The following is a 26,010-nucleotide window of genomic DNA, read 5'->3' on the forward strand; positions in this document are numbered from 1 at the left end:
ACATGCCTGCCTGTCACGCAGGAGATCGCCGGTTCGACCCCGGTCGGGACCGCCACTTTTGTTTATACCACCATTAGTGGTTTTATATATAGTTTTGGCTCGGTAGCTCAGTCGGTAGAGCAGAGGACTGAAAATCCTCGTGTCGGCGGTTCGATTCCGTCCCGAGCCACTCTCAGGATATTAAGTGGGCCCACTTAATATCCTTTTTATTTATGTAATTTTACAAAACTGAGTAGTTATTTTAAAATAGAACGAGGAGCCTCTAGCAGTTGAAGCTAGAGGTTTTTCTATAGATCGTATAGGATTCCGTGTAAAAGTGGATCATACATGAGTCTATGAGAATAGAGGAGAAAATACTTAAACAAAGGATGCGGTCATATAGGACATACTATGTAAACATCAATATGTTTAGGGATTATTGACCATATTTTTATAAGGAGGAAATAGACGATGATGGGAAAGAAAATTTTAGTAGTTGATGATGAAAAGCCGATTGCAGATATTTTGAAGTTTAACCTAGAAAAAGAAGGTTTTGAAATAGTAATGGCGCATGATGGTGATGAAGCAATTGAAAAAGCTAATGAAGAACAACCAGATATGGTTTTATTAGATATTATGCTACCAGGTAAAGATGGCTTAGAGGTTTGTCGTGAAATACGTAAAAGTTCAGAAATGCCGATTATTATGCTTACAGCAAAGGACTCTGAGATTGATAAAGTATTAGGGCTTGAGCTTGGGGCAGATGATTATGTAACGAAGCCATTTAGCACGAGAGAATTACTTGCTCGTGTGAAGGCGAATTTACGCCGTCACCAACAAGGTGGTGCTGCAGAAAAAGAAGAAAATACAGAAATGGTTATTGGACCAATTGTTATTAATCCAAATGCATATAGTGTAACGAAGCGCGAGGAAAATATCGAGCTTACACATCGTGAATTTGAGTTGCTACATTATTTAGCGAAACACTTAGGACAAGTTATGACACGCGAACATTTATTACAAACAGTTTGGGGTTATGACTATTTTGGAGATGTGCGCACAGTAGACGTAACAGTACGTCGTTTGCGTGAAAAAATTGAAGATAATCCAAGCCATCCTACTTTAATTGTAACTAGACGTGGAGTAGGGTATTACTTGCGTGACCCAGAGCAGGAATAGTATATGAAGAAAGTTGGTTTTTTTCAATCTATTCATTTAAAATTTGTGCTTATATATATGCTATTAATATTAATAGCGATGCAAGTTATTGGGGTATATTTTGTAAGGGAATTAGAGAAGAGCCTAGTACAAGGTTTTAGGGATTCTTTAACGCAGCAAACAAACTTATTATCATATAACTTGAAACAAGAATTTAAAAAAAGTTATACAAAAGCAGAAACAGAGTCAACAGATGAAACGATTAAAACTTCTATTCGAAAGTTTGCCTCTGATCAAAAAAAAGTTATACAAGAGGTAAGTGTATTTGATTCGCATAGAAAGTTACTGGCTATTTCAGATGAATCAAAGCAGAATAAGGTGAATAGAACATCAACTGATATAGCTGTTCAGCGAGTGTTGGTGCAAAAAAAGCCAGAAGTGAAAATTGAGAAGGATGGTAGTACAGGCCATCGTGTTCAAGTTATGCTTACTCCGATTCTAGATGATAATGGCAAGGATGCGCTTGGTGTTATATACATCGTTGCATCTATGGAAGATGTATATAAACAAATGAAGGATATAAATCAAATTTTTGCTACGGGAACAGTAATTGCCTTATTAGTAACGGCCGTACTTGGGATTTTATTGGCTCAAACAATTACAAGACCAATTTCAGATATGCGGAGACAAGCAATCGAAATGGCAAAAGGAAATTATTCGAGAAAAGTAAAGGTGCATAGCCATGATGAAATTGGACAACTGGCATTATCCTTCAATAATTTATCAAAAAAATTACAACAAGCTCGTTCTTCTACAGAAAGTGAAAGGCGTAAACTATCATCTGTTTTATCTCATATGACAGATGGAGTAATTGCTACTGACCGAAAAGGGGATATTATTTTACTAAATGACCCTGCGGAAAAAATGTTAAATGTTTCTCGTGAAACAGCGCTCGATCAATCTGTTTTAGAGGTATTAGGGATACAGGAAGAATTTACGCTCGATCATTTATATGAAGAGCCAGATTCTGTTTTATTAGATTTTAGTACGAGAAATGAACCATATATTTTACGTGCTAGTTTCTCTGTTATTCAAAAAGAAACAGGGAAGGCAAATGGTTTAATTGCCGTATTATATGATGTAACAGAGCAGGAGCGTATAGAAAGGGAACGCCGTGAGTTTGTGGCGAATGTCTCTCATGAATTAAGGACGCCATTAACGACAATGCGCAGTTATTTAGAGGCACTTACAGATGGAGCATGGCAGGATCCGAATATTGCACCACAATTTTTAACGGTTACACAAGAAGAAACAGAAAGAATGATTAGACTTGTAAATGCGTTGTTACAGCTATCTAAACTTGATAGTACAGAGCACCGTTTAATGAAAGAATGGGTCGACTTTACTGATTTCTTTAATAATATTATTGATCGCTTTGAAATGTCTAAAGAACAAAATGTAAGTTTCAAACGATCTTTCTCTAAGAAGTCTAGGTTTATTGATATGGATACTGACAAAATTACTCAAGTGCTGTATAACATTATTTCTAACGCATTAAAGTATTCACCAGAAGGTGGAACAGTAACATATCGCTTACGTGATCGCGGTGATTTATTAGAAATTAGCGTAAGTGACCAAGGAATGGGTATTCCAAAAGAAAACGTTGATAAAATCTTTGAACGTTTTTATCGCGTAGATAAAGCTCGTTCAAGACAAATGGGTGGTACGGGACTTGGATTAGCAATTGCAAAAGAAATGATCGAGGCACATGGTGGCTCTATTTGGGCGAAGAGTGAAGAAGGAAAAGGGACAACTATTTATTTCACGTTACCAATGGCAGCAGATGAAGAGGACGATTGGGAATGAGTATGGAAAACTTTAAAACAATAGTTTTAATTAACCTAGTTGTAATTAGCCTGTTTCTTACTTTTAACCTATGGACGTATGTGCCAGATTCTACATCCATGCAAAACGCAAAATTTGTACAGGGCAATGAAGGAACGAATCAAACTAAAATTTCCGATGTTGTCCGTCCTACTTCTATCATCGTGCATAAAGATAAAAATCATTATGGGAGCAGAAGAGAGGCAGATATAGAATCAATCTATAAGCCTTTGGAAGTAGGGGAACTACATGAGTTTAGAGAGATATCAATCACTAAGGGTGATTTCCTATCCTATGTGCATGGTGAAGGGAAAATTGAACTTGTTTTCCCTACTGATATCCCATTTGATGCAGTTAAATCTATGTTTAACATGAAAGAGAAAAGTACAGATAAGCCTAAACATTTTAATCGTATTCTCCTTGATCCTTCTAGGAGTAAGGATCAAGAAATTAAAATTAACTTTGTTTCTGATGGTGATAACTTTAAAATATATGAGGCAAAATTAAGTGGTGTGTATTTAAAAGATATTGTAAATGCTCAAAATCAATTTATAGTATCAGCAAAGCCCTATTTTGATTATCAAATCAATGATATGAAAAAGTTATTTTTACCAGATGGCACGACAGAGTTAAACAATATAACATATATTTCATCTAATTTAGCAGTTGATACGTTTAAGAATGCTCTGTTTAGTGATCCTCGTTATTTAAGTCCGATTACTGAGATATCGAAAGAAACATTTACAGATGGTATTAGATCCATGGAAATTGAAAACGATCGTCACATGCTAAAGTATAAAAACTCTTCTGTCTTAACTGAGAAAACGATAGATAATTTAATGCTGTTACAAAAAAGCTTTGAATTTGTAAGTGGTCACAGTGGAAGTTTGGATTCATATCGTTTGGACTATATGAATAAAGGAGAGACAGTATTTCGCTTACATGAAGATGGATATTCCGTATTCAATACAGATGGATTAGCTGAATTGAGACAAAAATGGGGATCAGAAGAAGTAATGGAATATGAAAGACCGTTGCTGTCTTTAAATACTAAAGGCATAGAACAGAAAGTTACTCTTCCGTCAGGGCATGTTGTAATAGCATCCCTAGAAAATAATCCAGAGATAAAGAAACAAGTAATTAAGGATATTGGTATTGGATACAAGTTATCACTAGATGGGCAAGTAGTTCGACTACAACCAATTTGGTATGTAAAGCTTGTTGAAGGTGAAACGGGTAAACAGCAAATCTATGAGTGGAGTGAGGGAGGACTAAATGGATTGGGATCGAATTAAAACCATATTTATTGTGACCTTTTTTGTTTTGGACCTCTTTCTCATTTTTCAATTCATTCAAAAGCAAGATAGTAATCAATTGGAGCTTATTGCAGAAACAAAGATAGATCAAGAATTAAAAGCAAATAAAATTACTATAGGGAATATCCCTAAGGAACCGAAGAAAGAGTCATTTATTAGAGCGGAAAATAAAGCCTTTAAAGAAGATGATATACAGTCTTTGAAAAATCAAACGGCGCATATACAAAATATGTACACGATAGAAAGTAAGCTAAAAGAGCCTTTTTTAAATACGAAATCATTATCAAAAGATAAGTATAATGAATTTTTGAAGAACTATGTATTGGATGGACAAAAGTATGAATTTGGAGCGGTGAAAGACTCTAAAATTTATTTCTTCCAAAAATATAAAGATAAGCCTATTTTCTATAATAATCAGGCGATGATTGTTGTGGAATTAAATGAAAAAAATGAACTTGTTTCATATACGCAGACAATGCTAACTGATTTAAAAGAAATGGGCGAAGGTGAAAAAACGAAAGAGCAAGAAATTATTACGGCTCAAACAGCTTTAGAAAATTTGTATTTAAAAAATAAAATTCATGGAAATACACATGTTAAAGAAGCGCAAATTGGTTATGCCACTCTTACCGCATCTACTTCTAATAACCAAGTACTTGCTCCAACGTGGAATTTAAAAACGGAGCAAAAGCAGGACTTCTTTGTGAATGCAATTGAAGGACAAGTTATGGAATTAGGGGAAAAGGAAAATCAAGTGGTTGATGAACATACTGGAGTGAGAAATAATGGGGTTGCATTTTAGCGTACTTGCAAGTGGAAGTACAGGAAATATGCTATACGTAGGAACCGATGAAAAAAAATTACTAGTCGATGCAGGTTTAAGTGGTAAAGCGACAGAGGCTTTATTTAAACAAGCAGAACTGAATATAAATGATGTATCAGGTATTCTTGTAACACATGAGCATAGTGATCATATTAAAGGGTTAGGTGTATTGGCGCGAAAATATGATTTACCCGTTTATGCGAATGAGAAAACATGGAATGCAATGGAACATTTAATAGGAAATATCCCAACTGAGCAAAAATTCATTTTCTCAGTTGGGGATTTGAAAACATTTGGTGATATTGAAGTCGAATCATTTGGAGTTTCTCATGATGCGGCTGAACCGATGTTTTATGCTTTCCATAATAATAATAGGAAATTAGCGCTTATTACAGATACGGGATACGTAAGTGACCGTATGAAGGGCGTTATTAAGGGAGCTAATGCTTTCGTATTTGAAAGTAATCATGATGTGGAAATGCTTCGTATGGGACGTTACCCATGGAGCATTAAACGACGCATTTTAAGCGACGTTGGGCATGTTTGTAATGAGGATGCTGCATTAGCGATGGCAGATGTAATTACAGATGAGACAAAGCATATTTATTTAGCCCATTTAAGCTTAGATAATAACATGAAAGAACTAGCTCGTATGTCAGTATCACAAGTACTAGAGGAAAAAGGATTTGGAGTGGGTGAATCCTTTGAAATTCACGATACAGATCCAAAAATGCCTACAAAAATTCAATACGTATAATTCTTCATTTTAGTAAACAATAAAGGTGAATATAGTTGTTTTCAGGAAGATGGGTGAACAAATATGTCCTTTATTGATGAAGAAAATTATCGTATGAAACGTGCAGGAAAAAAGAAGCATAAAGGTATAGTTCTTTCTAGTATAGCGGGAACAATTGTAGGAGCTTCTTTATTTGCGTTTGGAGCTCCTTTATTTTCAAATTCTGCTGATACGCTTCCGCAAGCTGAAGCAAGCGGAAGTAATATGGCCGAAGCTCAAGGAATTAAACAGATTAGCTTTGTAGATGCTGTTGATCGTGCATCTGAAGCTGTTGTGGGTGTTATTAACATTCAACGAGATAACTTTTCAGAGGCAGATTCAGAGGCTGGTACAGGATCAGGAGTAATTTATAAAAAGACAGATGGTCAAGCTTATATTGTAACGAATAATCATGTTGTAGCTGGAGCGAATCGTATTGAAGTAAGTCTAAGTGACGGTAAGAAGGTTCCTGGAAAAGTATTAGGAACCGATGTAGTCACAGATTTAGCTGTATTAGAAATAGATGCAAAGCATGTGAAAAAAATAATTGAAATTGGCGATTCTAATACTGTTCGCAGAGGAGAGCCAGTTATTGCGATTGGAAATCCACTTGGACTGCAATTCTCTGGAACTGTTACGCAAGGTATTATTTCAGCTAATGAACGTATTGTCCCTGTAGATTTAGATCAAGATGGACATTATGATTGGCAAGTAGAAGTGTTACAAACAGATGCGGCGATTAACCCAGGGAATAGTGGCGGTGCGCTTGTAAATGCAGCAGGACAATTAATTGGTATTAATTCAATGAAAATTGCTGCAAAAGAAGTAGAAGGAATCGGACTGGCTATTCCAGTGACTAGGGCTGTTCCGATTATGAATGAACTTGAGAAGTATGGAAAAGTAAGAAGACCGTATGTTGGGATTGAACTTAGGTCATTAAATGAAATTCCAAACTATTATTGGTCAAAAACATTACATTTACCAGGTACTGTAACAGAAGGAGTTTGTATTTTGGATGTGAAAAGTCCTTCGCCAGGCGCGGATGCTGGTTTAAGAGAACATGATGTTATTGTGGCAGTAGATGGAAAACCGATTCGCGATATTATTGGATTCCGCACGGCCTTATATGATAAGGAAATTAATGATAAAATGACTCTTACGTTTTATCGTGGTACAAAAAGAGTAACAACAACAGTGAAATTAGGCATTCAAAAGTATTAAAAACAGGAGGGCCTACCTCCTGTTTTCTATTGTAGAAAAGTGAGGTGAAGAAAATGAATTTACCTTGTTGTTTAGAACATGTTGAATTAGCGTTAGATATTATTGTGGATGAGTGTGAAGTTGCACCGGTTATCAACAGTGTGGATAACTCAGAAAAAGAGAAAAAAACATGTGAATTTTGTCAAAATGAGGCGACATATGTTGTATCGAACACAGATTCTTACACAATATGTGGGTAGTGTTTGTGGATATGTGGATAAGTTTTGTGGATAACATGTTTGTAAGGTGGAGGATACGTGTGAATATCTCGATTATTTCAATTGGGAAATTAAAAGAAAAATATTTGAAACAAGGTATAGCAGAATACTTAAAACGATTATCAGCATACGCAAAAGTAGAAGTAATTGAATTGCCAGATGAAAAGGCACCAGAAAATTTAAGTGAAGCAGAAATGTTAATTGTAAAGGAAAAAGAAGGTATACGTATACTGGATAAGATTTCTGATGACACGCATGTGATTGCATTAGCTATAGAAGGAAAGCAAAAGTCATCAGAAGAATTTGCGGTCAGTCTAGATCGCCTTGCTACATATGGAAAGAGTAAAGTCGCATTTGTAATTGGTGGATCACTCGGACTAAGTTCAGAAGTAATGAAGCGTTCAAACGAATCACTTTCTTTTTCAAAGATGACGTTACCACACCAATTAATGCGATTAGTGTTGCTTGAGCAAGTGTATAGAGCGTTTCGGATTAATCGTGGGGAACCGTATCATAAGTAAAATATTCTATGTAAAACAAAGGTAAGACGCTGATATTATCATATTTATTTTATTATGCCTATAACTGGAGGCTATGTGAATGGTAAGTGATCAGACGAGATATTCTAGGCTCGCGAATATAACAAAAATAATAAATACGAAATTAGAACTACGTGAAGTATTGCAGCGTGTGACAATGGCGATATCAGAGGAGATTGTTAGGTGCGATGCTGTTGGAATTTATTTACCCCAGGAAGATGGAACATTTAGAGGGTTTGCAGGAAAACCAGAGACCATAAATGGCGTAACACTCGATACTCAGGTAGTGGATCCTGAAATAGACTTACTGGCAAAAGAAGTTATTGAAACGAAAAAAACCATCTATATTCCTGATACCTCAAAGGATCATCGACCAGATCCGAGACCAGTTGATGCGTTTAAAATTAAGTCCTTATTAGCTCTGCCTATCTCATTTAGGCAAGAGTTATTTGGTCTGGTTTTTTTATTTGATTATGGGATTCCGATGAACTTAACAGATTCAGAAATTCAAAGTGTTGAAGCTTATGTAAATATGGCCGCGGTCGCAATTCAAAACGCAAATAATTTAACACAAAAGGAAGACCTTATTGTTGAGAAGCAGCTGTTATTAAATGTTACCCGTGATTTATCAATGTGTTCCTCGATACAGGAGAGTTTTGATAAATGCTTTTTTTACTTAGAACAGATTTTAGAGAGTAAAAATATGACTGCCCATCTTCTAGATCCGCTAGACAAAACAACGATTAAAACAACGAAATTAAGTAAGGGCTGTGATTGGACAGAAGCTGATTGGACAGAGAAAAGTTATGAAGCCAAGATCCAAGAAGTTATTCAAACAAAAAATATAGATAGTAAGGATTTATTGATGATCCCATTGATTTCAATGGGAGAAGTATTAGGGGTAATCGTCGTTGGGAAAGAAGGAAAAGCTCACAATTACGATAATTCTCAAATTCAACTAGCAAAATCTATCGTTGATGCCACAGCCCCTACGTTTTCAAATTTGTTATATATGGATAAACTAGAAAGTATAGTGGAAGAGCGAACGGGAGAGCTAGCTGCTGCTAATGAAAAAGTTACAAGTGTGATTGAATGTATTACGGATGGATTCTTTACTTTAAATAATAAATGGGAATTTACGTACGTAAATAAGCACCAATATTTTCCGCAAAGAAAAACAGCAAAAGATGTATTAGGAAAGAATATATGGGATGTTTTCCCGAGTGATATCGACACAGTTATGTATAAGGAATTTCATCGTGCGATGTCAGAACGAACTACAGTTCATTTCGAATTTCTTTCTACTGCAGATGAATATTGGCACGAAGTTATTGCATACCCGTATGATGATGGTATTTGTTGTATTTTTAAAAACATAACGGAAAAAAAGAAATATGAACAGGAATTGAAAAGATTATCTAACATTGATTTAATAGGGCAAATGGCAGCAGGTATCAGCCATGAAATTAGAAATCCAATGACAACGGTACTAGGATTTTTGCAGTTATTAAAAGAAGAGAATACCTATGAGAAACATAATAAGTACTTTCATTTAATGATTGAAGAACTTAACCGTGCCAATTCTATTATTACTGAATTTCTCTCAATGGGTAATACAAGGAAATTGGATTTGCAGATGTTAGATTTAAATTCACTTATCCGCGATATTATTCCTTTAATAAAGATTGATACGTATAATCAAAATAAATATATTCAATTCGATACAAATGACATTCCGAAATTACTTTTAAATCGTAATGAGATACGGCAATTATTAATGAATCTATATCGTAATGGCTTAGAAGCGATGAGTACAGGGAAAGTTCTAACCATTAGCACCTACAAGGAAGGTCAAAATTGTGTGGTGCTTGCAGTGCAGGATCAAGGACAAGGTATCAGGCCTGAAGTATTAGAGAAACTGGGTACGCCATTTTACACGACCAAACATAATGGAACTGGATTGGGATTAGGTGTATGTTATGCCATTGCTGCCCGCCATAATGCAAAAATAGAAATTCAAACAGGATCGGAAGGCACTACCTTTTTTGTTAAATTTAATTATGAAAATAATAAAAAATAAGCTTATTTAGAATAGTTATGATGAACCGTATCATAAATAAATTTATTCTTTGCATATAAAAAGGATAAAAAGACCATTGGACAAAAATTACCGATGGTCTTTTAAATATTATTAGATGGTATGTAGATTTCCTAAAATAAGTATGTTTCTATTTCCATAAAAATATGCTGTAATATGAAGAGGAAAAAGTATAAGTAGTTAGAGAAGTGAGGAATTAAAGGTGAAGAAGTTTAAGAAGTTTTACTTGGAGATTACGAGTGTATGTAATCTTGCGTGTAGCTTTTGTCCGCCGACGGAAAGGCAGAAGCAATTCATTTCTGTAGAGGATTTTGCTAAAAGATTAGACCAAATTAAACCTCACACAGACTACATTTATTTGCACGTGAAGGGTGAGCCGTTGCTCCATCCGAAAATAGATCAACTATTAGACTTAAGTCATGAAAAAGGGTTTAAAGTTAATATTACAACGAACGGAACGTTAATTAATAAGAGAAGGCATAGGCTGTTAAATAAGCCCGCGTTAAGACAAATGAATTTTTCACTGCATAGTTTTGATGGACACCCAGGTTCGCAAGATAAAGAGGGCTATGTAAGGAGTATACTTTCCTTCATTAGGGAAGCGACAAGTCAATCAGATTTAATTGTATCGTTAAGGTTATGGAATTTAACTCAGGATAATAAAACAAATGCTGAAATTCAGAAAAATAGGGAGTTATTATCCATAATTGAAAATGAATTTGATCTATCTTATCAGATTGAAGAGAAGCTTACACCAGGAAAAGGTATAAAAATTGCAGAACGTGTCTTTATTAATCAAGACTATGAATTCCAGTGGCCAGCATTACATGAAGAAGAGGATGATGGGAAAGGATTCTGTCATGGACTTCGTAATCAAGCAGGGATTTTAGCGAATGGGACGGTTATTCCTTGTTGTTTAGATGGTGAAGGGATTATTAACCTTGGAAATATTAATAATGATTCATTTTCTAACATTATAGAAGGTGAAAGAGCAACAAACATTGTCGATGGATTTTCCAAAAGAGTTGCGGTTGAAGAGCTTTGTAGGAAATGTGGATATCGTAAAAGGTTTGGGAAGTAAATATGAAATAAGCCCTCATAAAGCGAGGGCTTATTTTTTATTCTTGATAAGAATGCTCTAATTCATCAATTAATGAACCAACGTAAGAAACAGCTTGACGGATTGCATCTGGTTTTGACATATCTATTCCGGCATGTTTCATTAGTTCAAGTGGTTTCATTGTACCACCAGCGCGAAGCACATCTAACCAACGATCAATAGCAGGTTGTCCTTCATCTTTAATCATTTGAGCTACTGCAGTAGATGCAGTGAGGCCTGCGGAATATGTGTAAGAATATAGACCCATATAATAATGAGGCTGACGCATCCAAGTTAAGCCCGCACCTTCATCGATTTCTACAGAATCTCCCCAGAATGTCGAAAGGACATTTGTTTTAATTTCAGTTAAAGTTGTAGCTGTAAGGGCCTGTCCTCCTTCTGCTAGAGCATATACTCTACGTTGGTATTCACCCTCAAGTAAATGGGTAACAAAGTTGTGATAATATGTGCCGAGTAGTTGTAGAATGACCCATCTGTGCATCCTCTTATCGTCAGTAGTCGCTAGTATATACTGAGCTAATAGTAATTCATTCATAGTTGATGGTGCTTCAACAAAGTACATAGATGGGCGTACGTTCATGATACGTTGGTTTTTATTTGCTAAATAGAAATGACCAGCATGTCCAAATTCATGTGCTAATGTGAAGCATCCACGCATCGTATTTTGCCATGTAATTAAAATATAGGGATGAGAGCCGTATGGACTTGAGCAAAATGCCCCTGTTGATTTGCCTACGTTATCTGCAAGATCTACCCATCTTTCTTTGAATCCTTTTTCGATTATGGAACTATATTCATCGCCTAATACTTTTAAAGAATCTTGAATGAGCGTGGCTGCTTCTTCATAAGTAATCGTTGGATTAAATTCGGGATCTAAAGGTGCATGTAAGTCGCAGAAAAGCATTTGATCGAGTCCTAATACTTTCTTTTTTAAATCTGCAAAACGGCGCATATGAGGTGCTAATTCTTTATAAATAATATCAAGTTGGTTGTTATACATTTCAAGTGGAACCTTTTGTGGTTCTAATAGCATATGGGTAACGGATTCATATTTACGTAAACGAGAAAGTGTTACTTGTTTTTTTACTTCAGTAGCATATGTCGTCGCAACTGTATTTTTATATCGTTTCAAGGTGGAAACAAATGATGAGTATGCTTTTCTACGTATGTATGCGCTTGGAGAAAATTCATATTTGCTTTCAAATAATGCGAAAGAAACAGGGAGTTCGTTTCCTTGTTCGTCTTGTATAGAAGTGAAATCCATATCTGCCAATTTAGTCATGCCGTAAATTTTGTATGGAGAACTATGAACTTCGCCAAGTGCAGCAAGTGTTTCTTCTGTTTCAGGAGAGAGTGTGTGCTGCCTTTTTTTGAGTATTTCTAGTAACGACTTACGGAAAGGTTCGAGTTTTGTTTCTTCAGTTAAATATTTTTCAATTGTTCCTTCGTCGAATGAGAGGATTTCATTATGAATAAAGGATAGTGCAGTATGTACTTTCGTCCATAAAGCAGAAATTTTGGAAGAGTTCGCTTGAATAACTGGATTTGTACGATCAGTAGATTCTTTTAAATTTGCATATGAGTACAGTTTTGTTAACTTCATTAAAAGCTCTTCTTCTAAAAGTAGGCAATTTAATAAAGTTGTGGAGTTAGTATGTAAACGTCCTTTAAATGCATCAAGTTTCTGTATATCATTTTCTAATATGTTTAATGCGGTATGCCACTCATCATTGGACTTATACAAATCAGACAAATCCCATTTTAGTTCGTTAGGTACTTTCGCACGAACAAGACGATTCTCAATTATAGTTTTCATGTCTTATATCCTCCTTATTAAAAGCATCTAAAAATATGATACTAGAAAATTCAGTAAAATAAAAATATTTAACATTTTTATATATGAAAAAGAAGGAGAAGCATAGAAATGCTTCTCCTTCTTTTTAAATTTAAGAATTAATATACTTTGTCACCATTGAAAATCGAGTTTTTCACGACAACATAATCTACAGTACGAATAGCATCTAGTTTTGTTCCACCAGCGTAAGAGATAGAAGATTGAAGATCTTGTTCCATTTCGATTAACGTATCTTCTAAAGAACCTTTATGCTCAACGAACATTTTCTTACCTTCAACGTTTTTCTTCTCACCCTTTTGGAATTCAGAAGCAGAACCGAAGTATTCTTTATAAAGTTTGCCATCTCTTTCAATTGTTTCCCCTGGAGACTCTTCGTGACCAGCGAATAGAGAACCGATCATGACCATAGTTGCCCCAAATCGAATAGATTTAGCTACGTCGCCGTGTGTACGAATACCACCATCAGCGATAATTGGCTTACTTGCAGCTTTTGCACACCAACGAAGTGCAGCTAGCTGCCAACCACCAGTTCCGAAGCCTGTTTTAATTTTAGTAATACAAACTTTACCAGGTCCAATACCAACTTTTGTTGCATCGGCACCAGCATTTTCTAATTCTCTTACCGCTTCGGGAGTTCCAACGTTTCCAGCGATAACGAAGCTCTCTGGTAAATGTTTTTTAATATGTTGAATCATGTTAATCACAGCATTAGAATGACCGTGTGCGATATCAATCGTGATATATTCAGGTGTAAGGTGCTCAGCAGCTAATTGTTGTACGAATTCATATTCGTCCTCTTTTACACCAACGCTGATAGAAGCGATTAATCCACGTGATTGCATATCTCTAATGAATGAGATTCGTTTCTCTGGTTGGAAACGATGCATAATATAGAAGTAATTGTTTTCAGCTAAATAAGTTGCGATTCTTTCATCAATAATCGTTTGCATATTTGCAGGCACGACAGGTAATTTAAATTTATGTTTTCCTAAAGTGACAGTTGTATCACATTCAGAGCGGCTATTTACAATGCATTTTGCAGGAATTAATTGAATATCTTCATAGTCGAATACGTTTTCCATCATTTACACCCCTAAAATACGAATATTTTATTTTTATTAATTAAAAATGTTCGTCCATAGGATAATTTACATTATTTTTATTAAGAAGTCAAAGGATTTCTTAACATTTTTTTGAAAAACAGATTATATATATGAGAAATGACGTTAAAAACGAATTTAAAATGTATTTTCATTTATATTGTTCGTTTTATAAAAGGTGGGAAAATTGAGATAATTCCACAGGGTGTATATGTGCTTTTTACCTTTGGGGAGGGCTAGAGGATACTATGAAAAGGTTAATGCTAACAATACGAGTAAAAGATGTGATCAATTAGTTGAACAATATATGAAATGAAAAGGTTTATTTCTATATAAAAAGATGAATCTGGCATGATTCACCTTTTTATGTGAGGTTTCAAGTATAATAAGTAAAGTGATAGTAACGCATATAAAAGATAAAAAAGAAAATAATATAGAATAAAATGAGGTTAATATATGAGTAAAAAAAGTTTTTCTGATTATAAATTAAGTAAGGAAATTGTAAGGGCACTTACTGGATTAGGATATGATCATCCAACAGAAGTACAAGGAGAGGTTATTCCAGTTGCATTGCAAAAGAAAGACCTTGTCGTGAAATCTCAGACTGGAAGTGGAAAAACAGCTTCATTTGGTATTCCACTTTGTGAAATGGTGGAGTGGGAAGAGAATAAACCACAAGCATTAGTTTTAACACCAACGAGAGAGCTTGCGGTACAAGTAAAAGAAGATATTACGAATATAGGTCGATTCAAAAGGATTAAGGCTGCGGCAGTTTATGGGAAATCTCCATTTGCACGTCAAAAATTAGAATTAAAGCAAAAGACACATATTGTAGTTGGGACCCCTGGTCGTGTGTTGGATCATATTGAAAAGGGTACCCTTTCTTTAGAGTGTTTGAAGTATTTAGTTATTGATGAAGCAGATGAGATGCTAAATATGGGCTTTATCGATCAAGTAGAGGCAATTATTGATGAATTACCTATAAAAAGAATGACAATGTTATTTTCAGCAACACTTCCAGAAGATGTTGAAAAATTGTCTCGTACATATATGAATTCACCAACTCATATTGAAATTAAAGCAGCTGGGATTACGACGGATAAAATTGAACATACTCTTTTTGAGGTGATAGAAGACGAGAAGCTTTCACTACTTAAAGATGTAACAACGATTGAGAATCCTGATAGTTGTATTATTTTCTGCCGTACACAAGAAAATGTAGATCATGTATATAGACAGTTAAACCGAGCTAATTATCCTTGCGACAAAATACATGGTGGTATGGTACAAGAAGATCGTTTTGAAGTCATGGATGATTTTAGAAAAGGAAAATTCCGTTATTTAGTAGCAACAGACGTAGCTGCGAGAGGAATTGATATTGATAATATTACACATGTTATTAATTATGATATTCCACTTGAAAAAGAAAGCTATGTACATCGTACTGGAAGAACGGGACGAGCTGGAAATAGTGGAAAAGCTATTACATTTATAACACCATATGAAAATAGATTTTTAGAAGAGATTGAGGAATATATTGGCTTTGAAATTCCAAAGGCAATTGGACCTTCAAAAGAAGAAGTTATGAAAGAGAAAGCTGCATTTGAAGAAAAGATACATGCTAAACCAATTATAAAGAAAGATAAAAATGCGGACATAAACAAAGGCATTATGAAGCTGTACTTTAATGGCGGGAAGAAAAAGAAAATTAGGGCGGTAGATTTCGTCGGTACAATTGCTAAAATTAAAGGTGTTACAGCAGAAGATATAGGCATTATTACGATACAAGATAACGTTTCTTACGTTGAAATATTAAATGGAAAAGGACCGCTTGTCTTGAAAGTCATGAAGACTACAACGATTAAAGGGAAACAATTAAAAGTTCATGAGGCAATTAAGTAAATAAAAAACTATCCACTCTAATAGGTGGATAGTTTTTTATTTATGATTCTTTCAAATCATCAACTAGTTGCTCTGCTAAACGTCTATACATATTACTCATAGTCACGAAGGATGTTAATAGTAGAAATTTTTCGAGCTTTGTATCTTCTAAGGAAGAGATTTCATTTACTTCAGCAACACGGTTATTTACGTCTTGTTTAAAGCTTTCGACATTGGTTTCAGTAAGAGCAAGATAATTTTTATATACCGTATTTAAATCGAATGTATCATCGTTTAATAAGGAGTTATTTATATTTTCTAATGAACTCTTTATGTCATTAATGGAGAGAGCGCCTTTTAATTGATAAATTAAGCTAATTAAAATCATATGCTCTTTTGAATACTTTTTATTTTTGATAGGGATGAATAGTTTCCCTTTTGCGTAATTATTAATCATCGTTTTTGTTAATACTTTTTCATCGTCAGTTCTTGTTGTATCTGCATAAGTATTCTCAAATAGTTGGACAACTTGGTCTACATATAAGTCAACATTTGGAATATCCTCAAGTTTAATATTTTTTTCTAAATGTAATGTTTCAAGTAATTCATTTATATTTTCCACGTAGGATCCCTCACTTTTATAACTTAGTGGAACTTAATGTTTAATATATCTTTAAATATGGTATTACGAAACAAATGAATTGTAAATGTTGACCTTAAAATGAAATGTGTATATAATTACATGTAGTTATTAAAACTACATGTAATTATATAAGGGGTGTTATTATGAATGCTTATGTAAGAGAACCAGTTAATGCATTTACTCACTTGGGTGGAGCGATATTGTCATTTGTTGCATTATTAGCTATGCTTGTGAAAGTTTCTATTAAGATGCCATCATTTGCTGCAATTACAGCTGTTATTTTGTTTGGTATTGGGATGATGGTCCTTTATACGGCATCAGCTGTGTATCATAGTGTTGTGGCCAATGAACGTGTTATTTACTTCTTTAGGAAGCTAGATCATTCTATGATTTTTATATTAATTGCAGGTACATATGCACCCTTTTGCTTAATTACATTAAATTCAGCAAGTGGTTTGCTATTATTTTGTTTAGTCTATGCAACTGCGATTTGTGGCATTGTGTTTAAAATGTTTTGGTTTAATTGTCCAAGATGGTTATCGACAGCAATTTATATTACGATGGGTTGGTTAATTGTTTTATTCTTTGCGCCGCTAGCTGAGAATTTAAGTACAGGAGGCATTGTTTTCTTAGTACTTGGTGGCATTTTTTATACAATTGGTGGATTTATTTATGGAACAAAGCCAAAATGGTTAGAGTTTAAATATATGGGACATCATGAAATTTTTCATGTTTTTGTATTACTAGGTAGTCTTGCGCATTTTCTAAGTGTATATTGTTACGTAATTTAATAAAAAAACGCCACATAATTTTTATTATGTGGCGTTTTTTTATTACCTGATTAGAATCGTATATGTTATAAAATTATTATGGGATAAAATGTAAGTTTCTGTGTTCGCATATTAAACATAGGATAAGAAATATGTGATATACTTTGAGAAGTTTATAATGAATGAAATATGGAGGACTATAATTATGGCAATACTTGTAACAGGTGGAGCAGGGTATATTGGTAGTCATACATGTGTAGAATTACTAAATAGCGGTTACGAAATTATAGTAGTGGATAATCTTTCGAATAGCTCGATAGAATCTATAAATCGAGTGAAAGAAATAACAGGAAAACAATTTAAGTTTTATAAAGAAGACGTTTTAAATCGAGAAGCGCTTGACGTAGTTTTTGAAGAAAATGCAATTGAAGCTGTTATTCACTTTGCAGGCTTTAAGGCTGTAGGGGAGTCAGTAGCGATTCCATTAACATATTATCATAACAACATTACAAGCACGTTAGTATTATGTGAAGTAATGCAGAAACATAATGTAAAGAAGATGATCTTTAGTTCATCTGCAACGGTATATGGTATCCCGGAAACGTCACCGATTACGGAGGAGTTTCCATTAAGTGCAACAAATCCATACGGTCAAACGAAATTAATGATTGAGCAAATTATGCGTGATGTAGCATTTGCAGATGCAGAATGGAGTATCGCATTACTTCGCTATTTCAATCCATTTGGTGCACACGAAAGTGGGCGTATCGGAGAAGATCCGAATGGAATTCCAAATAACTTAATGCCATATGTAACGCAAGTAGCAGTAGGTAAGTTAAAAGAGTTAAGCGTATTTGGAAATGACTATCCAACGAAAGATGGAACGGGAGTCCGTGATTACATTCATGTTGTAGACTTAGCAAGTGGTCACGTCAAGGCGCTTGAGAAAGTACTGAGTACAACAGGAGTAGATGCTTATAATTTAGGCACAGGTACGGGTTATAGTGTACTAGAGATGGTTGAAGCATTTGAAAAAGTTTCGGGCAAGAAAGTCCCTTATAAGATCACAGAACGTCGCCCAGGTGATGTGGCAGTATGTTTTGCTGATGCATCGAAAGCAAAGCGTGAATTAGGCTGGGAGGCAACACGTGGATTAGAAGAAATGTGTGCAGATTCTTGGAAATGGCAATCAAATAATAAAAATGGCTATTTAGAAGTTTAATGATGAATAAAAAAATGACCTTTGCATAAAAGCGATAGGTCATTTTTTTTTATTCATTTTCCATTAAGTTTATTAGCTAATTTAGAAAAGAACGTTTGCTGTTTTAAATGATATGATTTTACAATATCTTATGCTAGAAGCTAGTAGAATGAGATAGAGGAATGTATTATTTTGTTAATTTTTCATGGGAATTGAAAGCGTATTATTGAAAAGTATTCCAACACTTGTATCATTGCTAGAGTCCGTTTATAATCAAGGAATCCTATTTCATGTTTTGATAGGATTATTTATTATTGAAAGCGTTTTAAGTTTCTTCTTTTTTGAGGTAGGAGGTCTGACTTATTCAGATGAAAAATTATGTATGTAGTTTTAAATGGGAAGAAAAATAATATCAGTATCACTTTATAGTGTGGGGAGGTTAAAAGTGTGAAAGGTAAAGATTTTCACACGAATATATATGGGTTATATAGGATTATTACTTTCAGGGGCAGCTTTATTTTTAAATAGTCTTGTTATATTAGGGAAAGCAGAGATGAAAAGTGCGGGTGTTTTTAATTTATTTGTGGGTGCACTACAAATTATTATTCCGTTTTATTTGATCATGATTTCTGACCAAAGCAATTGGACAGTGTATTCATATGCGGCTACTTTCTTATTTGGATTAACTTATTTATATGTAGGTGTTACTTTTATAAAAGGAATGGATAGTAGTGGTCTAGGATGGTTTTGTATTTGGGTAGCAATTATAGCCTTATTCTATATGGTTGTTTCATTTGTTCAATTCCATGATGTTGTTAATGCGTTAACGTGGTTTATGTGGGCATTACTTTGGTATTTATTCTTTGTATTAAATACACAAAAGAAGAACATTAATCAATATCTTGGAAGGATTGCCTTCGTACAATCATGGGTAACATTGACTTTACCTTCACTCTTTTATTTTATGGGAGTGTGGGGAGAGGGATTTGTATATGAACTATGGGTTTATGTATCAGTAATTTCTATTTTGTACTTCTGTTATTGTATTTATAAATATCGAGTACGTTAATATATTTTCTGTAGAAAAGCATGGAATCGTTAAACTGATTTCATGCTTTTTTATATATTAGCGTTTTATAATAAAAGAGGTGGTATCTCATAAATCATGAAAATGGGGATGATGAAATTGAAGAAAGTGTTGGTGCTAGGAGGAACAAGGTTTTTTGGTAAACATTTAGTAGAGTACCTTTTGCAAGCTGGACACGATGTAACAATTGCCACAAGGGGAGTTACTGAAGATTCTTTTGGTAGCGCAGTAAAAAGAATAATTGTCGATAGAGAAGATAGAAAGCTACTAGAAGAGCGTCTAGAAGGAAAAAGTTATGATATTGTATACGATAATTTATGCTATAGTTCAAATGCAGCGAAAATGGTATGTGAAGTTTTGAAAGGAAAAACGAAGAAGTATATTATGACATCTTCAATGGCTGTCTATGAACCTGCATTAAGTTTGTTAGAAGAGGACTTTAATCCATACGAATATGCAATTACATATGGAGATAGAAATGATTTTAATTATAGTGAAGGAAAGCGATTAGCCGAAGCGGTTTTATTTCAATATGCAACATTCCCAGTCGTTGCAGTGCGTTTTCCAGTTGTTATTGGAGAAAATGACTATACGAAAAGGTTACAATTTTACGTTGAATGTGTTGTGAACCAAAAACCTATCGTTGTGGATCATGTAGATGGAATTTTGTCATTTATACATGAAAAAGAGGCAGGAGAGTTTCTAGCTTGGTGCGGAATGGAAAATGTGAAAGGACCAATTAACGCCTGTAGTAACGGGGTAGTTTCTACGGAAGAAACTATTCATTTCATAGAAGAGAAGACGGGAATAAAAGCACTCGTCCAGGAAGCTGGAGAAAATATAGCTCCTTATAATGAGGTAACTAACTGTACGTTACATAATGGAAAGGCTCGTAAATTTGGATTTTTGTTCCGAGAGCTGAAACTAGAAATGAAAAATGTTTTAAAACATTATATAAATACAATGAAGTAATCATAAATCCCCCGGTGGCAATCCGGGGGATTCTGGAGGATTTCGACAATACTGATTTTACATTACCAAATTTACCTTATACATACGACTAATGTTTTTGTGATTGAATTGCTTGTAAATACTTCTCGTTTACTTGGTCCCAGTTTACTGTATGCCACCAATTGGTAACAAACTCTGGGCGCCGATTTTGATACTTTAAATAATAAGCATGTTCCCATACATCAATTACGAGTAAGGGGATTTTCCCTTCTTGCAAAGGCGTATCTTGATTTGGTGTACTCATAACAGAGAGTTCCTCACCGTCAAGAACAAGCCATCCATAGCCACTTCCAAAACGACTAATAGCTGCTTTGGAAAGTTGATCTTTTAAGTTGTCAAAGGTATTGAAATAATAATCAATTACTTTTGCAACGTCTCCATTAGGCTCACCGCCACCTCGTGGGCTCATCACTTCCCAAAAAAGACTATGACAATAGTGACCACCACCGTTATTTCTTACAGCTGTAACAATTTCCTTCGGTAAAGCATCTAAATTACATAGCAATTCTTCTAAAGATTTATTATGTAATTCAGTATAATTTTCTAAAGTAGCATTTAAATTGTTTACGTATGTCGCATGGTGCTTTCCATGATGAATGGAAAGTGTATTGCTATCGATATGTGGCTCTAGTTCATCATAGTCATATGAAAGCTTTGGCAATTGAAATGAAGACATAACATTACCTCCTTTCTATTTAAAAAAGTTGGTCTAGGTAAAAATACTTTACCTGAGTCAAAAATACACCCATTTTTCATATAAGTCAATAGTAAGTCTGTTAATTTTCTGAAAAATATTACAATAAAAGTAACACTCTCAATTTCATTTGTGACTCCTATCCTTTTTGCTTATACTGTAAAGTAGCAAGGTTTTGTTGAAATAGAAGGAGATTGTTTATGAGTAAAACGAAACAATTAATAGAGGAAGCAAGTAATTTTATTACGATTTGTTATAAGGAGCTTCATAAAGAACAATTGATAGAAGAACGTATAAAAGAAATTCAAATTGAGATAGAGAAGACAGGGACATATGAGCATACATTTGAAGAACTTGTTCATGGTTCACGAATGGCATGGCGTAACAGTAATAGATGTATTGGAAGACTATTTTGGAGTAAGATGCACATATTAGATGCGCGCGAAGTAAATGATGAAGAGGGTGTATATAATGCATTAATTCATCATATTAAATATGCAACGAACGACGGGAAAGTTAAACCAACTATTACGATTTTTAAGCAATATCAAGGTGAGGAAAATAATATACGAATTTATAATCACCAATTGATTCGATATGCAGGATATAAAACAGAAATGGGAGTGATCGGTGACTCGCATTCCGCTACATTTACGGACTTTTGTCAGGAGCTTGGCTGGCAAGGAGAAGGTACGAATTTCGATGTATTGCCACTTGTATTTTCTATAAACGGGAAGGCGCCTACATATAAAGAAATTCCGAGGAAAGAAGTCAAAGAAGTGCCAATTGAACACCCAGAATACCCTATTTCATCACTTGGAGCAAAATGGTATGGGGTTCCAATGATTTCAGATATGCGCTTAGAAATTGGCGGTATTTCTTATACAGCCGCTCCGTTCAATGGATGGTATATGGGAACAGAAATTGGGGCGCGCAACTTAGCGGATCATGATCGTTATAATTTACTTCCGGCTGTTGCGGAGATGATGGATTTAAATACATCGAGAAACGGTACGTTATGGAAGGATAAGGCGCTAATTGAGTTGAATATTGCCGTACTACACTCTTTTAAAAAACAAGGAGTTAGTATTGTTGATCATCATACTGCTGCACAACAATTTCAGCAATTTGAGAAGCAAGAAGCTGCTTGTGGTCGTGTTGTAACAGGTAATTGGGTGTGGCTTATTCCACCATTATCTCCAGCTACCACTCATATTTATCATAAACCGTATCCGAAAGAAATTTTGAAGCCAAATTTCTTTCATAAATAATATTTAGTGCAGTTTTTTTCTGCAAAATATATTTTTTTTAATTACTGTTATGTAGCAAATGGAAGCCTTTACTCTCGGTTATTTTTGGAAGAGGATTTTTGAACCAAGGAGTTCCTTATGTTATAATCAAATTTCTGTTTCGAAGACCTTATAGAAATATAAGGTCTTTTGTTTTGCTTTTTTATGTAAGAGAAAGAGATTTTTTCTTTTTAATAAGGGATTTGGCATATTTTTAGGGACAACATAAGTATGTGGGAAGTCGATAAAATGTTATGCATATATAATTATTGTGTTTTGGGTTTAAACAATAAAACATAATAGAGTTGTTTTTTTAGATTGCTGAGGAAGGAGGAAGTGTAAATGAGGATGAAGAGTCGAAAAACTGATTGGCCTGTATTTATTATTAGCGGTGGTTCACTTTTATTATTTGTAATTGCAGTTTTTTTGAACAAGGATTATGTAGAGAGTGCGATTAATAACAGTTTCGCTTTTTCAATTAAATATTTTGGTGCCTTCTGGCAAGTTTTATTATTAGGTACATTTATTGTTGCGATGTGTATGGCGTTCTCCAAATATGGGAGAGTTAAACTTGGGGGATTAGAAAAACCTGAGATTAGTACGGCAAAATGGCTTGCTATTATTATGTCTACATTACTTGCCGGAGGTGGCGTTTTTTGGGCAGCAGCAGAGCCAATGTACCATTTGATGACGGTGCCACCAATACATGATGGTATATCTGCTGGAACGAAAGAAGCAGTTATGCCTGCTTTAGCACAAAGTTATATGCATTGGGGATTTTTAGCATGGACGATTTTAGGTACAATTAGTGCGGTAGTTATGATGTATGGACATTATCATAAAGGTATGCCGCTAAAACCTCGAACGCTTTTATATCCTATTTTTGGGGAAAAATTAAGAAAGAGCCTACTTGGAACGATAATTGATGCAGCTGCAATTATTGCAGTAGCTGCAGGTACAATTGGCCCAATTGGATTTTTAGGTTTACAAGCAAGTTATGGGTTACAAGAATTATTTGGAATTTCTGATGTATTTACTACTCAATTGGCAATTATTGTTTGTGTAGTGGCCGTGTCTACCATATCGGCAGTAACAGGTATTGATAAAGGGATTCAAATTATAAGTAATTTAAATGTTAGATTAGCAATTTTGTTAATGGCATTCATATTACTATTTGGGCCAGGTGGATTTATTATTGATTCGTTTGTTTCTTCGTTTGGATTTTATGTAAGTGAGTTTATACCGATGAGCACATACCGTGGTGATACAAGTTGGTTAGGATCTTGGACAATCTTTTTCTGGGGATGGTTTATTGGATATGGACCAATGATGGCAATTTTAGTGAGTCGAATTTCAAGAGGGAGAACGATTCGAGAAATCATCGTTGCAATTGGAATTATCGCACCTATTATTACAACGTTTTGGTTTACTATATTAGGTGGATCAGGTGTGTTTTATGAGTTAATGAATCCTGGTTCTATCTCGGACGCATTAAGTGAATCTGGTATGCCGGCAGCTATGATTGCAATTACAGGACAATTGCCACTTTCTAATATTATTGGACCAGCATTTCTTTTATTAACAATTTTATTTGTAGTGACAACAGGAGATTCAATGGCGTATTCCATTTCAATGGCAGTGACTGGAGACGGAGATCCTAGAATTAGTTTGCGAATTTTTTGGTCGCTTATTATGGGAGCAGTTGCAGCAATTCTTTTATATATGGGTGAAGGAAGTATTAATGCGCTACAATCGTTTATCGTAGTGACGGCAGTTCCGGTATCAATTTTGTTATTCCCGATGCTATGGTTAGCGCCTAAAGTTGCGGGAGAATTAGCATTAAAACAAGGTATTGTAAAAGAAGAAGATAAAACTGCATTCTTATTTCAGAAGGCTAGTAAATCAAAATAAATAAAAACGTAAAAGAGGAAGCATCTTAAATGAGATGCTTCCTCTTTTACGTTTAATCTAATACTTTTCCCTTTGTTTCTGGTACACATAGTAGCATTGTAATTAACCCGATTGGGTAGATGATAAAAATTAGGGACAATGCTCCAAGTAGGTTGCCACCTGTAGCGAGTAAGCCGATAATAACAGGCCCAAATCCAGCTAATCCACGTCCTGTACCGAAAATAAAGTTTTCTGCGGTAGAGCGAGCTTCAGCAGGATAGTTTTCAGCTAAAATTGCCCCAAATCCTCCCATCATTCCATTTGCAAAGAATCCAAGCAATGCACTTCCCCATAATAATAATGTTGAATCTGTGAATAAGAAGAAGTAAATGAGACAGTATACTGTACCGCCAATATAATAAATTGCAAAAGTTTTACGACGACCAATTTTATCAGCTAGAATACCAAAGGTTGCAATTCCAATTAGCATACCGATGGTAGAAATGAACATCCAGCCACTTGCTTTTGCTAATGTATAGTTATATTTATTTGCTAAAATAGTTGGCATCCATGTGAAGATTCCGTAATATCCGAAGTTCTGGATAAATGACATAATAATAAGACCGATTGTTGTGATTGTTACTTTTTTACTGGCAAATAACTTTCGAAGTGGGAATTTTTTTATATGTTTTAGTTGTTCTGCTTCAGTAGGTGTTAATTTATCTGCAGCTTCTTTTTGCAATAGTTCTTTTTTGTAGCGTTGTTTTTGCTCCCATATTTTCGGTTCACTTAAACTTTTACGGACATAGACAGCTAGTAAAGCTGGAATTAATCCAAATAAGAAAACGGCTCTCCATCCAAAATGCGGGACAATAAATGCTGGAAGGAGTGAAGCAACCAGTACACCGAATTGCCATCCAAGTGCAACAACAGATGTCGCTTTAGCGCGCATTTCTTTAGACCATGTTTCTGTTACAATGGCCATTCCGATTCCGAATTCACCACCAACTCCCATTCCAACTAAAAAGCGAAGAATTAATAATTGCCAGTAGTCTGTTGCGAAATAAATGAGTGCGGTTGCTAGTGAAAACAGTAAGATTGTGAAGGCCATTGTACGAATACGTCCAAATAAATCAGCAATAAATCCAAATAAATAAGAACCAATTAACATCCCTATTGTGGTAGCTAATGTTAAGTTTCCACCTTCAACAGGACTTAAGTGAAACTCTTTTAAAATATAGACAAGTACGAAAGATAATAGCAACATATCTAAACCTTCTGCTGCATATCCTAGCGCAGAACCAAATAATGTTTTATATCTTTTCGCTTTCGTCTCCTCTGTTATTTGTTGTACATCAGTAGTGACGTTCATTATTACTCCTCCTTATTTTCTACAGTCGCTATGGAAGAATAACAAAA

22 protein-coding genes and 1 tRNA gene are annotated in these 26,010 nt (G+C 34.7%); 18 read left to right on the plus strand and 5 right to left on the minus strand.

All coding sequences use genetic code 11. From position 1 onward, the window contains the following. The first annotated feature begins 96 nt into the window (after positions 1-96). The 11 genes from CQ064_RS15590 to CQ064_RS15640 all read left to right on the plus strand — a co-directional run bounded on the left by CQ064_RS15590 (position 97) and on the right by CQ064_RS15640 (position 11,131). Positions 97-169, plus strand: a tRNA-Phe gene (locus CQ064_RS15590). Positions 170-450: 281 nt separating this feature from the next. Next, positions 451-1,158 carry a cell wall metabolism DNA-binding response regulator WalR gene (walR, locus tag CQ064_RS15595; protein WP_000971865.1) on the plus strand — a complete coding sequence of 236 codons (708 nt, stop codon included), beginning with the start codon at positions 451-453 and terminating at the stop codon, positions 1,156-1,158. 3 nt (positions 1,159-1,161) lie between these two features. Beyond that, positions 1,162-3,003, plus strand: coding sequence for a cell wall metabolism sensor histidine kinase WalK (gene walK / locus CQ064_RS15600; RefSeq protein ID WP_000755367.1), 1,842 nt, complete (start codon positions 1,162-1,164; stop codon positions 3,001-3,003). Next, positions 3,000-4,316 carry a YycH family regulatory protein gene (locus tag CQ064_RS15605; protein ID WP_000061569.1) on the plus strand — a complete coding sequence of 439 codons (1,317 nt, stop codon included), beginning with the start codon at positions 3,000-3,002 and terminating at the stop codon, positions 4,314-4,316. Before walK ends, CQ064_RS15605 begins: the two co-directional genes overlap by 4 nt. Further along, a complete protein-coding gene (locus tag CQ064_RS15610) occupies positions 4,297-5,139 on the plus strand; it encodes a two-component system regulatory protein YycI (protein ID WP_000383720.1) in 843 nt (280 codons plus the stop codon). Before CQ064_RS15605 ends, CQ064_RS15610 begins: the two co-directional genes overlap by 20 nt. Further along, positions 5,123-5,917 (plus strand): MBL fold metallo-hydrolase, encoded by a 795-nt coding sequence (locus CQ064_RS15615; protein WP_000522834.1) that lies wholly within the window; start codon positions 5,123-5,125, stop codon positions 5,915-5,917. The genes CQ064_RS15610 and CQ064_RS15615 overlap by 17 nt, the downstream gene beginning before the upstream one ends. A 63-nt stretch (positions 5,918-5,980) precedes the next feature. Continuing rightward, the gene (locus CQ064_RS15620) at positions 5,981-7,156 is read left to right on the plus strand and encodes a S1C family serine protease (protein WP_000008031.1); all 1,176 of its coding nucleotides are present in this window, start codon (positions 5,981-5,983) and stop codon (positions 7,154-7,156) included. Positions 7,157-7,209: 53 nt separating this feature from the next. Further along, positions 7,210-7,395, plus strand: coding sequence for a CxxH/CxxC protein (locus CQ064_RS15625; RefSeq protein ID WP_001052834.1), 186 nt, complete (start codon positions 7,210-7,212; stop codon positions 7,393-7,395). A 59-nt stretch (positions 7,396-7,454) separates the two neighbouring features. Continuing rightward, complete coding sequence (rlmH, locus tag CQ064_RS15630; protein WP_001027003.1) at positions 7,455-7,934, plus strand: 23S rRNA (pseudouridine(1915)-N(3))-methyltransferase RlmH; 480 nt, start codon at positions 7,455-7,457, stop codon at positions 7,932-7,934. A gap of 79 nt (positions 7,935-8,013) precedes the next feature. Continuing rightward, the gene (locus CQ064_RS15635) at positions 8,014-10,032 is read left to right on the plus strand and encodes a GAF domain-containing sensor histidine kinase (protein ID WP_000253127.1); all 2,019 of its coding nucleotides are present in this window, start codon (positions 8,014-8,016) and stop codon (positions 10,030-10,032) included. Between the two features lie 220 nt (positions 10,033-10,252). After that, a complete protein-coding gene (locus CQ064_RS15640) occupies positions 10,253-11,131 on the plus strand; it encodes a radical SAM/SPASM domain-containing protein (protein WP_000713633.1) in 879 nt (292 codons plus the stop codon). Positions 11,132-11,168: 37 nt separating this feature from the next. Here CQ064_RS15640 and pepF read toward each other — a convergent pair whose 3' ends face one another. Both pepF and guaC read right to left on the minus strand, forming a co-directional pair. Then, positions 11,169-12,986, minus strand: a complete 1,818-nt coding sequence (gene pepF / locus CQ064_RS15645) for an oligoendopeptidase F (RefSeq protein ID WP_000848817.1) — start codon at positions 12,984-12,986, stop codon at positions 11,169-11,171. 137 nt (positions 12,987-13,123) lie between these two features. Then, a complete protein-coding gene (gene guaC / locus CQ064_RS15650) occupies positions 13,124-14,107 on the minus strand; it encodes a GMP reductase (RefSeq protein WP_000432435.1) in 984 nt (327 codons plus the stop codon). A gap of 474 nt (positions 14,108-14,581) precedes the next feature. Here guaC and CQ064_RS15655 point away from each other — a divergent pair, with 474 nt between their 5' ends. Further along, a complete protein-coding gene (locus tag CQ064_RS15655; protein ID WP_000039339.1) occupies positions 14,582-16,027 on the plus strand; it encodes a DEAD/DEAH box helicase in 1,446 nt (481 codons plus the stop codon). Positions 16,028-16,067: 40 nt separating this feature from the next. Here CQ064_RS15655 and CQ064_RS15660 read toward each other — a convergent pair whose 3' ends face one another. Then, positions 16,068-16,628 carry a DUF1836 domain-containing protein gene (locus CQ064_RS15660; protein ID WP_000427877.1) on the minus strand — a complete coding sequence of 187 codons (561 nt, stop codon included), beginning with the start codon at positions 16,626-16,628 and terminating at the stop codon, positions 16,068-16,070. Positions 16,629-16,792: 164 nt separating this feature from the next. On the opposite strand from CQ064_RS15660, the gene trhA reads away from it, so the two are divergent. The 4 genes from trhA to CQ064_RS15685 all read left to right on the plus strand — a co-directional run bounded on the left by trhA (position 16,793) and on the right by CQ064_RS15685 (position 20,679). Next, on the plus strand, positions 16,793-17,440 hold the full coding sequence (trhA, locus tag CQ064_RS15665) for a PAQR family membrane homeostasis protein TrhA (protein WP_000995368.1): 648 nt from the start codon (positions 16,793-16,795) through the stop codon (positions 17,438-17,440). A gap of 184 nt (positions 17,441-17,624) precedes the next feature. Then, positions 17,625-18,641: a UDP-glucose 4-epimerase GalE gene (gene galE / locus CQ064_RS15670; protein WP_000996531.1), complete on the plus strand. Its 1,017-nt coding sequence runs from the start codon at positions 17,625-17,627 to the stop codon at positions 18,639-18,641. 457 nt (positions 18,642-19,098) lie between these two features. After that, complete coding sequence (locus tag CQ064_RS15680; protein ID WP_000540540.1) at positions 19,099-19,689, plus strand: AmiS/UreI family transporter; 591 nt, start codon at positions 19,099-19,101, stop codon at positions 19,687-19,689. 96 nt (positions 19,690-19,785) lie between these two features. Beyond that, positions 19,786-20,679, plus strand: a complete 894-nt coding sequence (locus tag CQ064_RS15685) for an NAD-dependent epimerase/dehydratase family protein (protein WP_000781722.1) — start codon at positions 19,786-19,788, stop codon at positions 20,677-20,679. A gap of 88 nt (positions 20,680-20,767) precedes the next feature. Here CQ064_RS15685 and sodA read toward each other — a convergent pair whose 3' ends face one another. Continuing rightward, a complete protein-coding gene (sodA, locus tag CQ064_RS15690; protein WP_000094037.1) occupies positions 20,768-21,394 on the minus strand; it encodes a superoxide dismutase [Mn] in 627 nt (208 codons plus the stop codon). A 218-nt stretch (positions 21,395-21,612) separates the two neighbouring features. On the opposite strand from sodA, the gene CQ064_RS15700 reads away from it, so the two are divergent. Both CQ064_RS15700 and CQ064_RS15705 read left to right on the plus strand, forming a co-directional pair. Beyond that, entirely contained in the window at positions 21,613-22,683 is a 1,071-nt protein-coding gene (locus tag CQ064_RS15700) for a nitric oxide synthase oxygenase (RefSeq protein WP_000047621.1), read from the plus strand. 360 nt (positions 22,684-23,043) lie between these two features. Further along, positions 23,044-24,612 (plus strand): BCCT family transporter, encoded by a 1,569-nt coding sequence (locus CQ064_RS15705; RefSeq protein WP_001242450.1) that lies wholly within the window; start codon positions 23,044-23,046, stop codon positions 24,610-24,612. Between the two features lie 52 nt (positions 24,613-24,664). Here CQ064_RS15705 and CQ064_RS15710 read toward each other — a convergent pair whose 3' ends face one another. Then, a complete protein-coding gene (locus CQ064_RS15710; protein WP_001103406.1) occupies positions 24,665-25,963 on the minus strand; it encodes an MFS transporter in 1,299 nt (432 codons plus the stop codon). Positions 25,964-26,010: the final 47 nt, after the last annotated feature.

Origin of the sequence: Bacillus sp. MYb78, from assembly GCF_002975115.1 — a bacterium.
GTDB lineage: Bacteria > Bacillota > Bacilli > Bacillales > Bacillaceae_G > Bacillus_A > Bacillus_A cereus.

Coding starts and splice junctions, on each gene's coding strand:
- sodA (WP_000094037.1), bottom strand. CDS start 21,394: ATGTCTTCATTTCAATTGCCAAAGCTTTCATATGACTATGATGAACTA.
- CQ064_RS15685 (WP_000781722.1), top strand. CDS start 19,786: ATGAAAATGGGGATGATGAAATTGAAGAAAGTGTTGGTGCTAGGAGGA.
- CQ064_RS15655 (WP_000039339.1), top strand. CDS start 14,582: ATGAGTAAAAAAAGTTTTTCTGATTATAAATTAAGTAAGGAAATTGTA.
- trhA (WP_000995368.1), top strand. CDS start 16,793: ATGAATGCTTATGTAAGAGAACCAGTTAATGCATTTACTCACTTGGGT.
- CQ064_RS15680 (WP_000540540.1), top strand. CDS start 19,099: ATGGGTTATATAGGATTATTACTTTCAGGGGCAGCTTTATTTTTAAAT.
- walR (WP_000971865.1), top strand. CDS start 451: ATGATGGGAAAGAAAATTTTAGTAGTTGATGATGAAAAGCCGATTGCA.
- CQ064_RS15610 (WP_000383720.1), top strand. CDS start 4,297: ATGGATTGGGATCGAATTAAAACCATATTTATTGTGACCTTTTTTGTT.
- CQ064_RS15705 (WP_001242450.1), top strand. CDS start 23,044: ATGAGGATGAAGAGTCGAAAAACTGATTGGCCTGTATTTATTATTAGC.
- CQ064_RS15625 (WP_001052834.1), top strand. CDS start 7,210: ATGAATTTACCTTGTTGTTTAGAACATGTTGAATTAGCGTTAGATATT.
- walK (WP_000755367.1), top strand. CDS start 1,162: ATGAAGAAAGTTGGTTTTTTTCAATCTATTCATTTAAAATTTGTGCTT.
- pepF (WP_000848817.1), bottom strand. CDS start 12,986: ATGAAAACTATAATTGAGAATCGTCTTGTTCGTGCGAAAGTACCTAAC.
- CQ064_RS15605 (WP_000061569.1), top strand. CDS start 3,000: ATGAGTATGGAAAACTTTAAAACAATAGTTTTAATTAACCTAGTTGTA.
- CQ064_RS15615 (WP_000522834.1), top strand. CDS start 5,123: ATGGGGTTGCATTTTAGCGTACTTGCAAGTGGAAGTACAGGAAATATG.
- CQ064_RS15620 (WP_000008031.1), top strand. CDS start 5,981: ATGTCCTTTATTGATGAAGAAAATTATCGTATGAAACGTGCAGGAAAA.
- CQ064_RS15710 (WP_001103406.1), bottom strand. CDS start 25,963: ATGAACGTCACTACTGATGTACAACAAATAACAGAGGAGACGAAAGCG.
- galE (WP_000996531.1), top strand. CDS start 17,625: ATGGCAATACTTGTAACAGGTGGAGCAGGGTATATTGGTAGTCATACA.
- CQ064_RS15635 (WP_000253127.1), top strand. CDS start 8,014: ATGGTAAGTGATCAGACGAGATATTCTAGGCTCGCGAATATAACAAAA.
- CQ064_RS15700 (WP_000047621.1), top strand. CDS start 21,613: ATGAGTAAAACGAAACAATTAATAGAGGAAGCAAGTAATTTTATTACG.
- guaC (WP_000432435.1), bottom strand. CDS start 14,107: ATGGAAAACGTATTCGACTATGAAGATATTCAATTAATTCCTGCAAAA.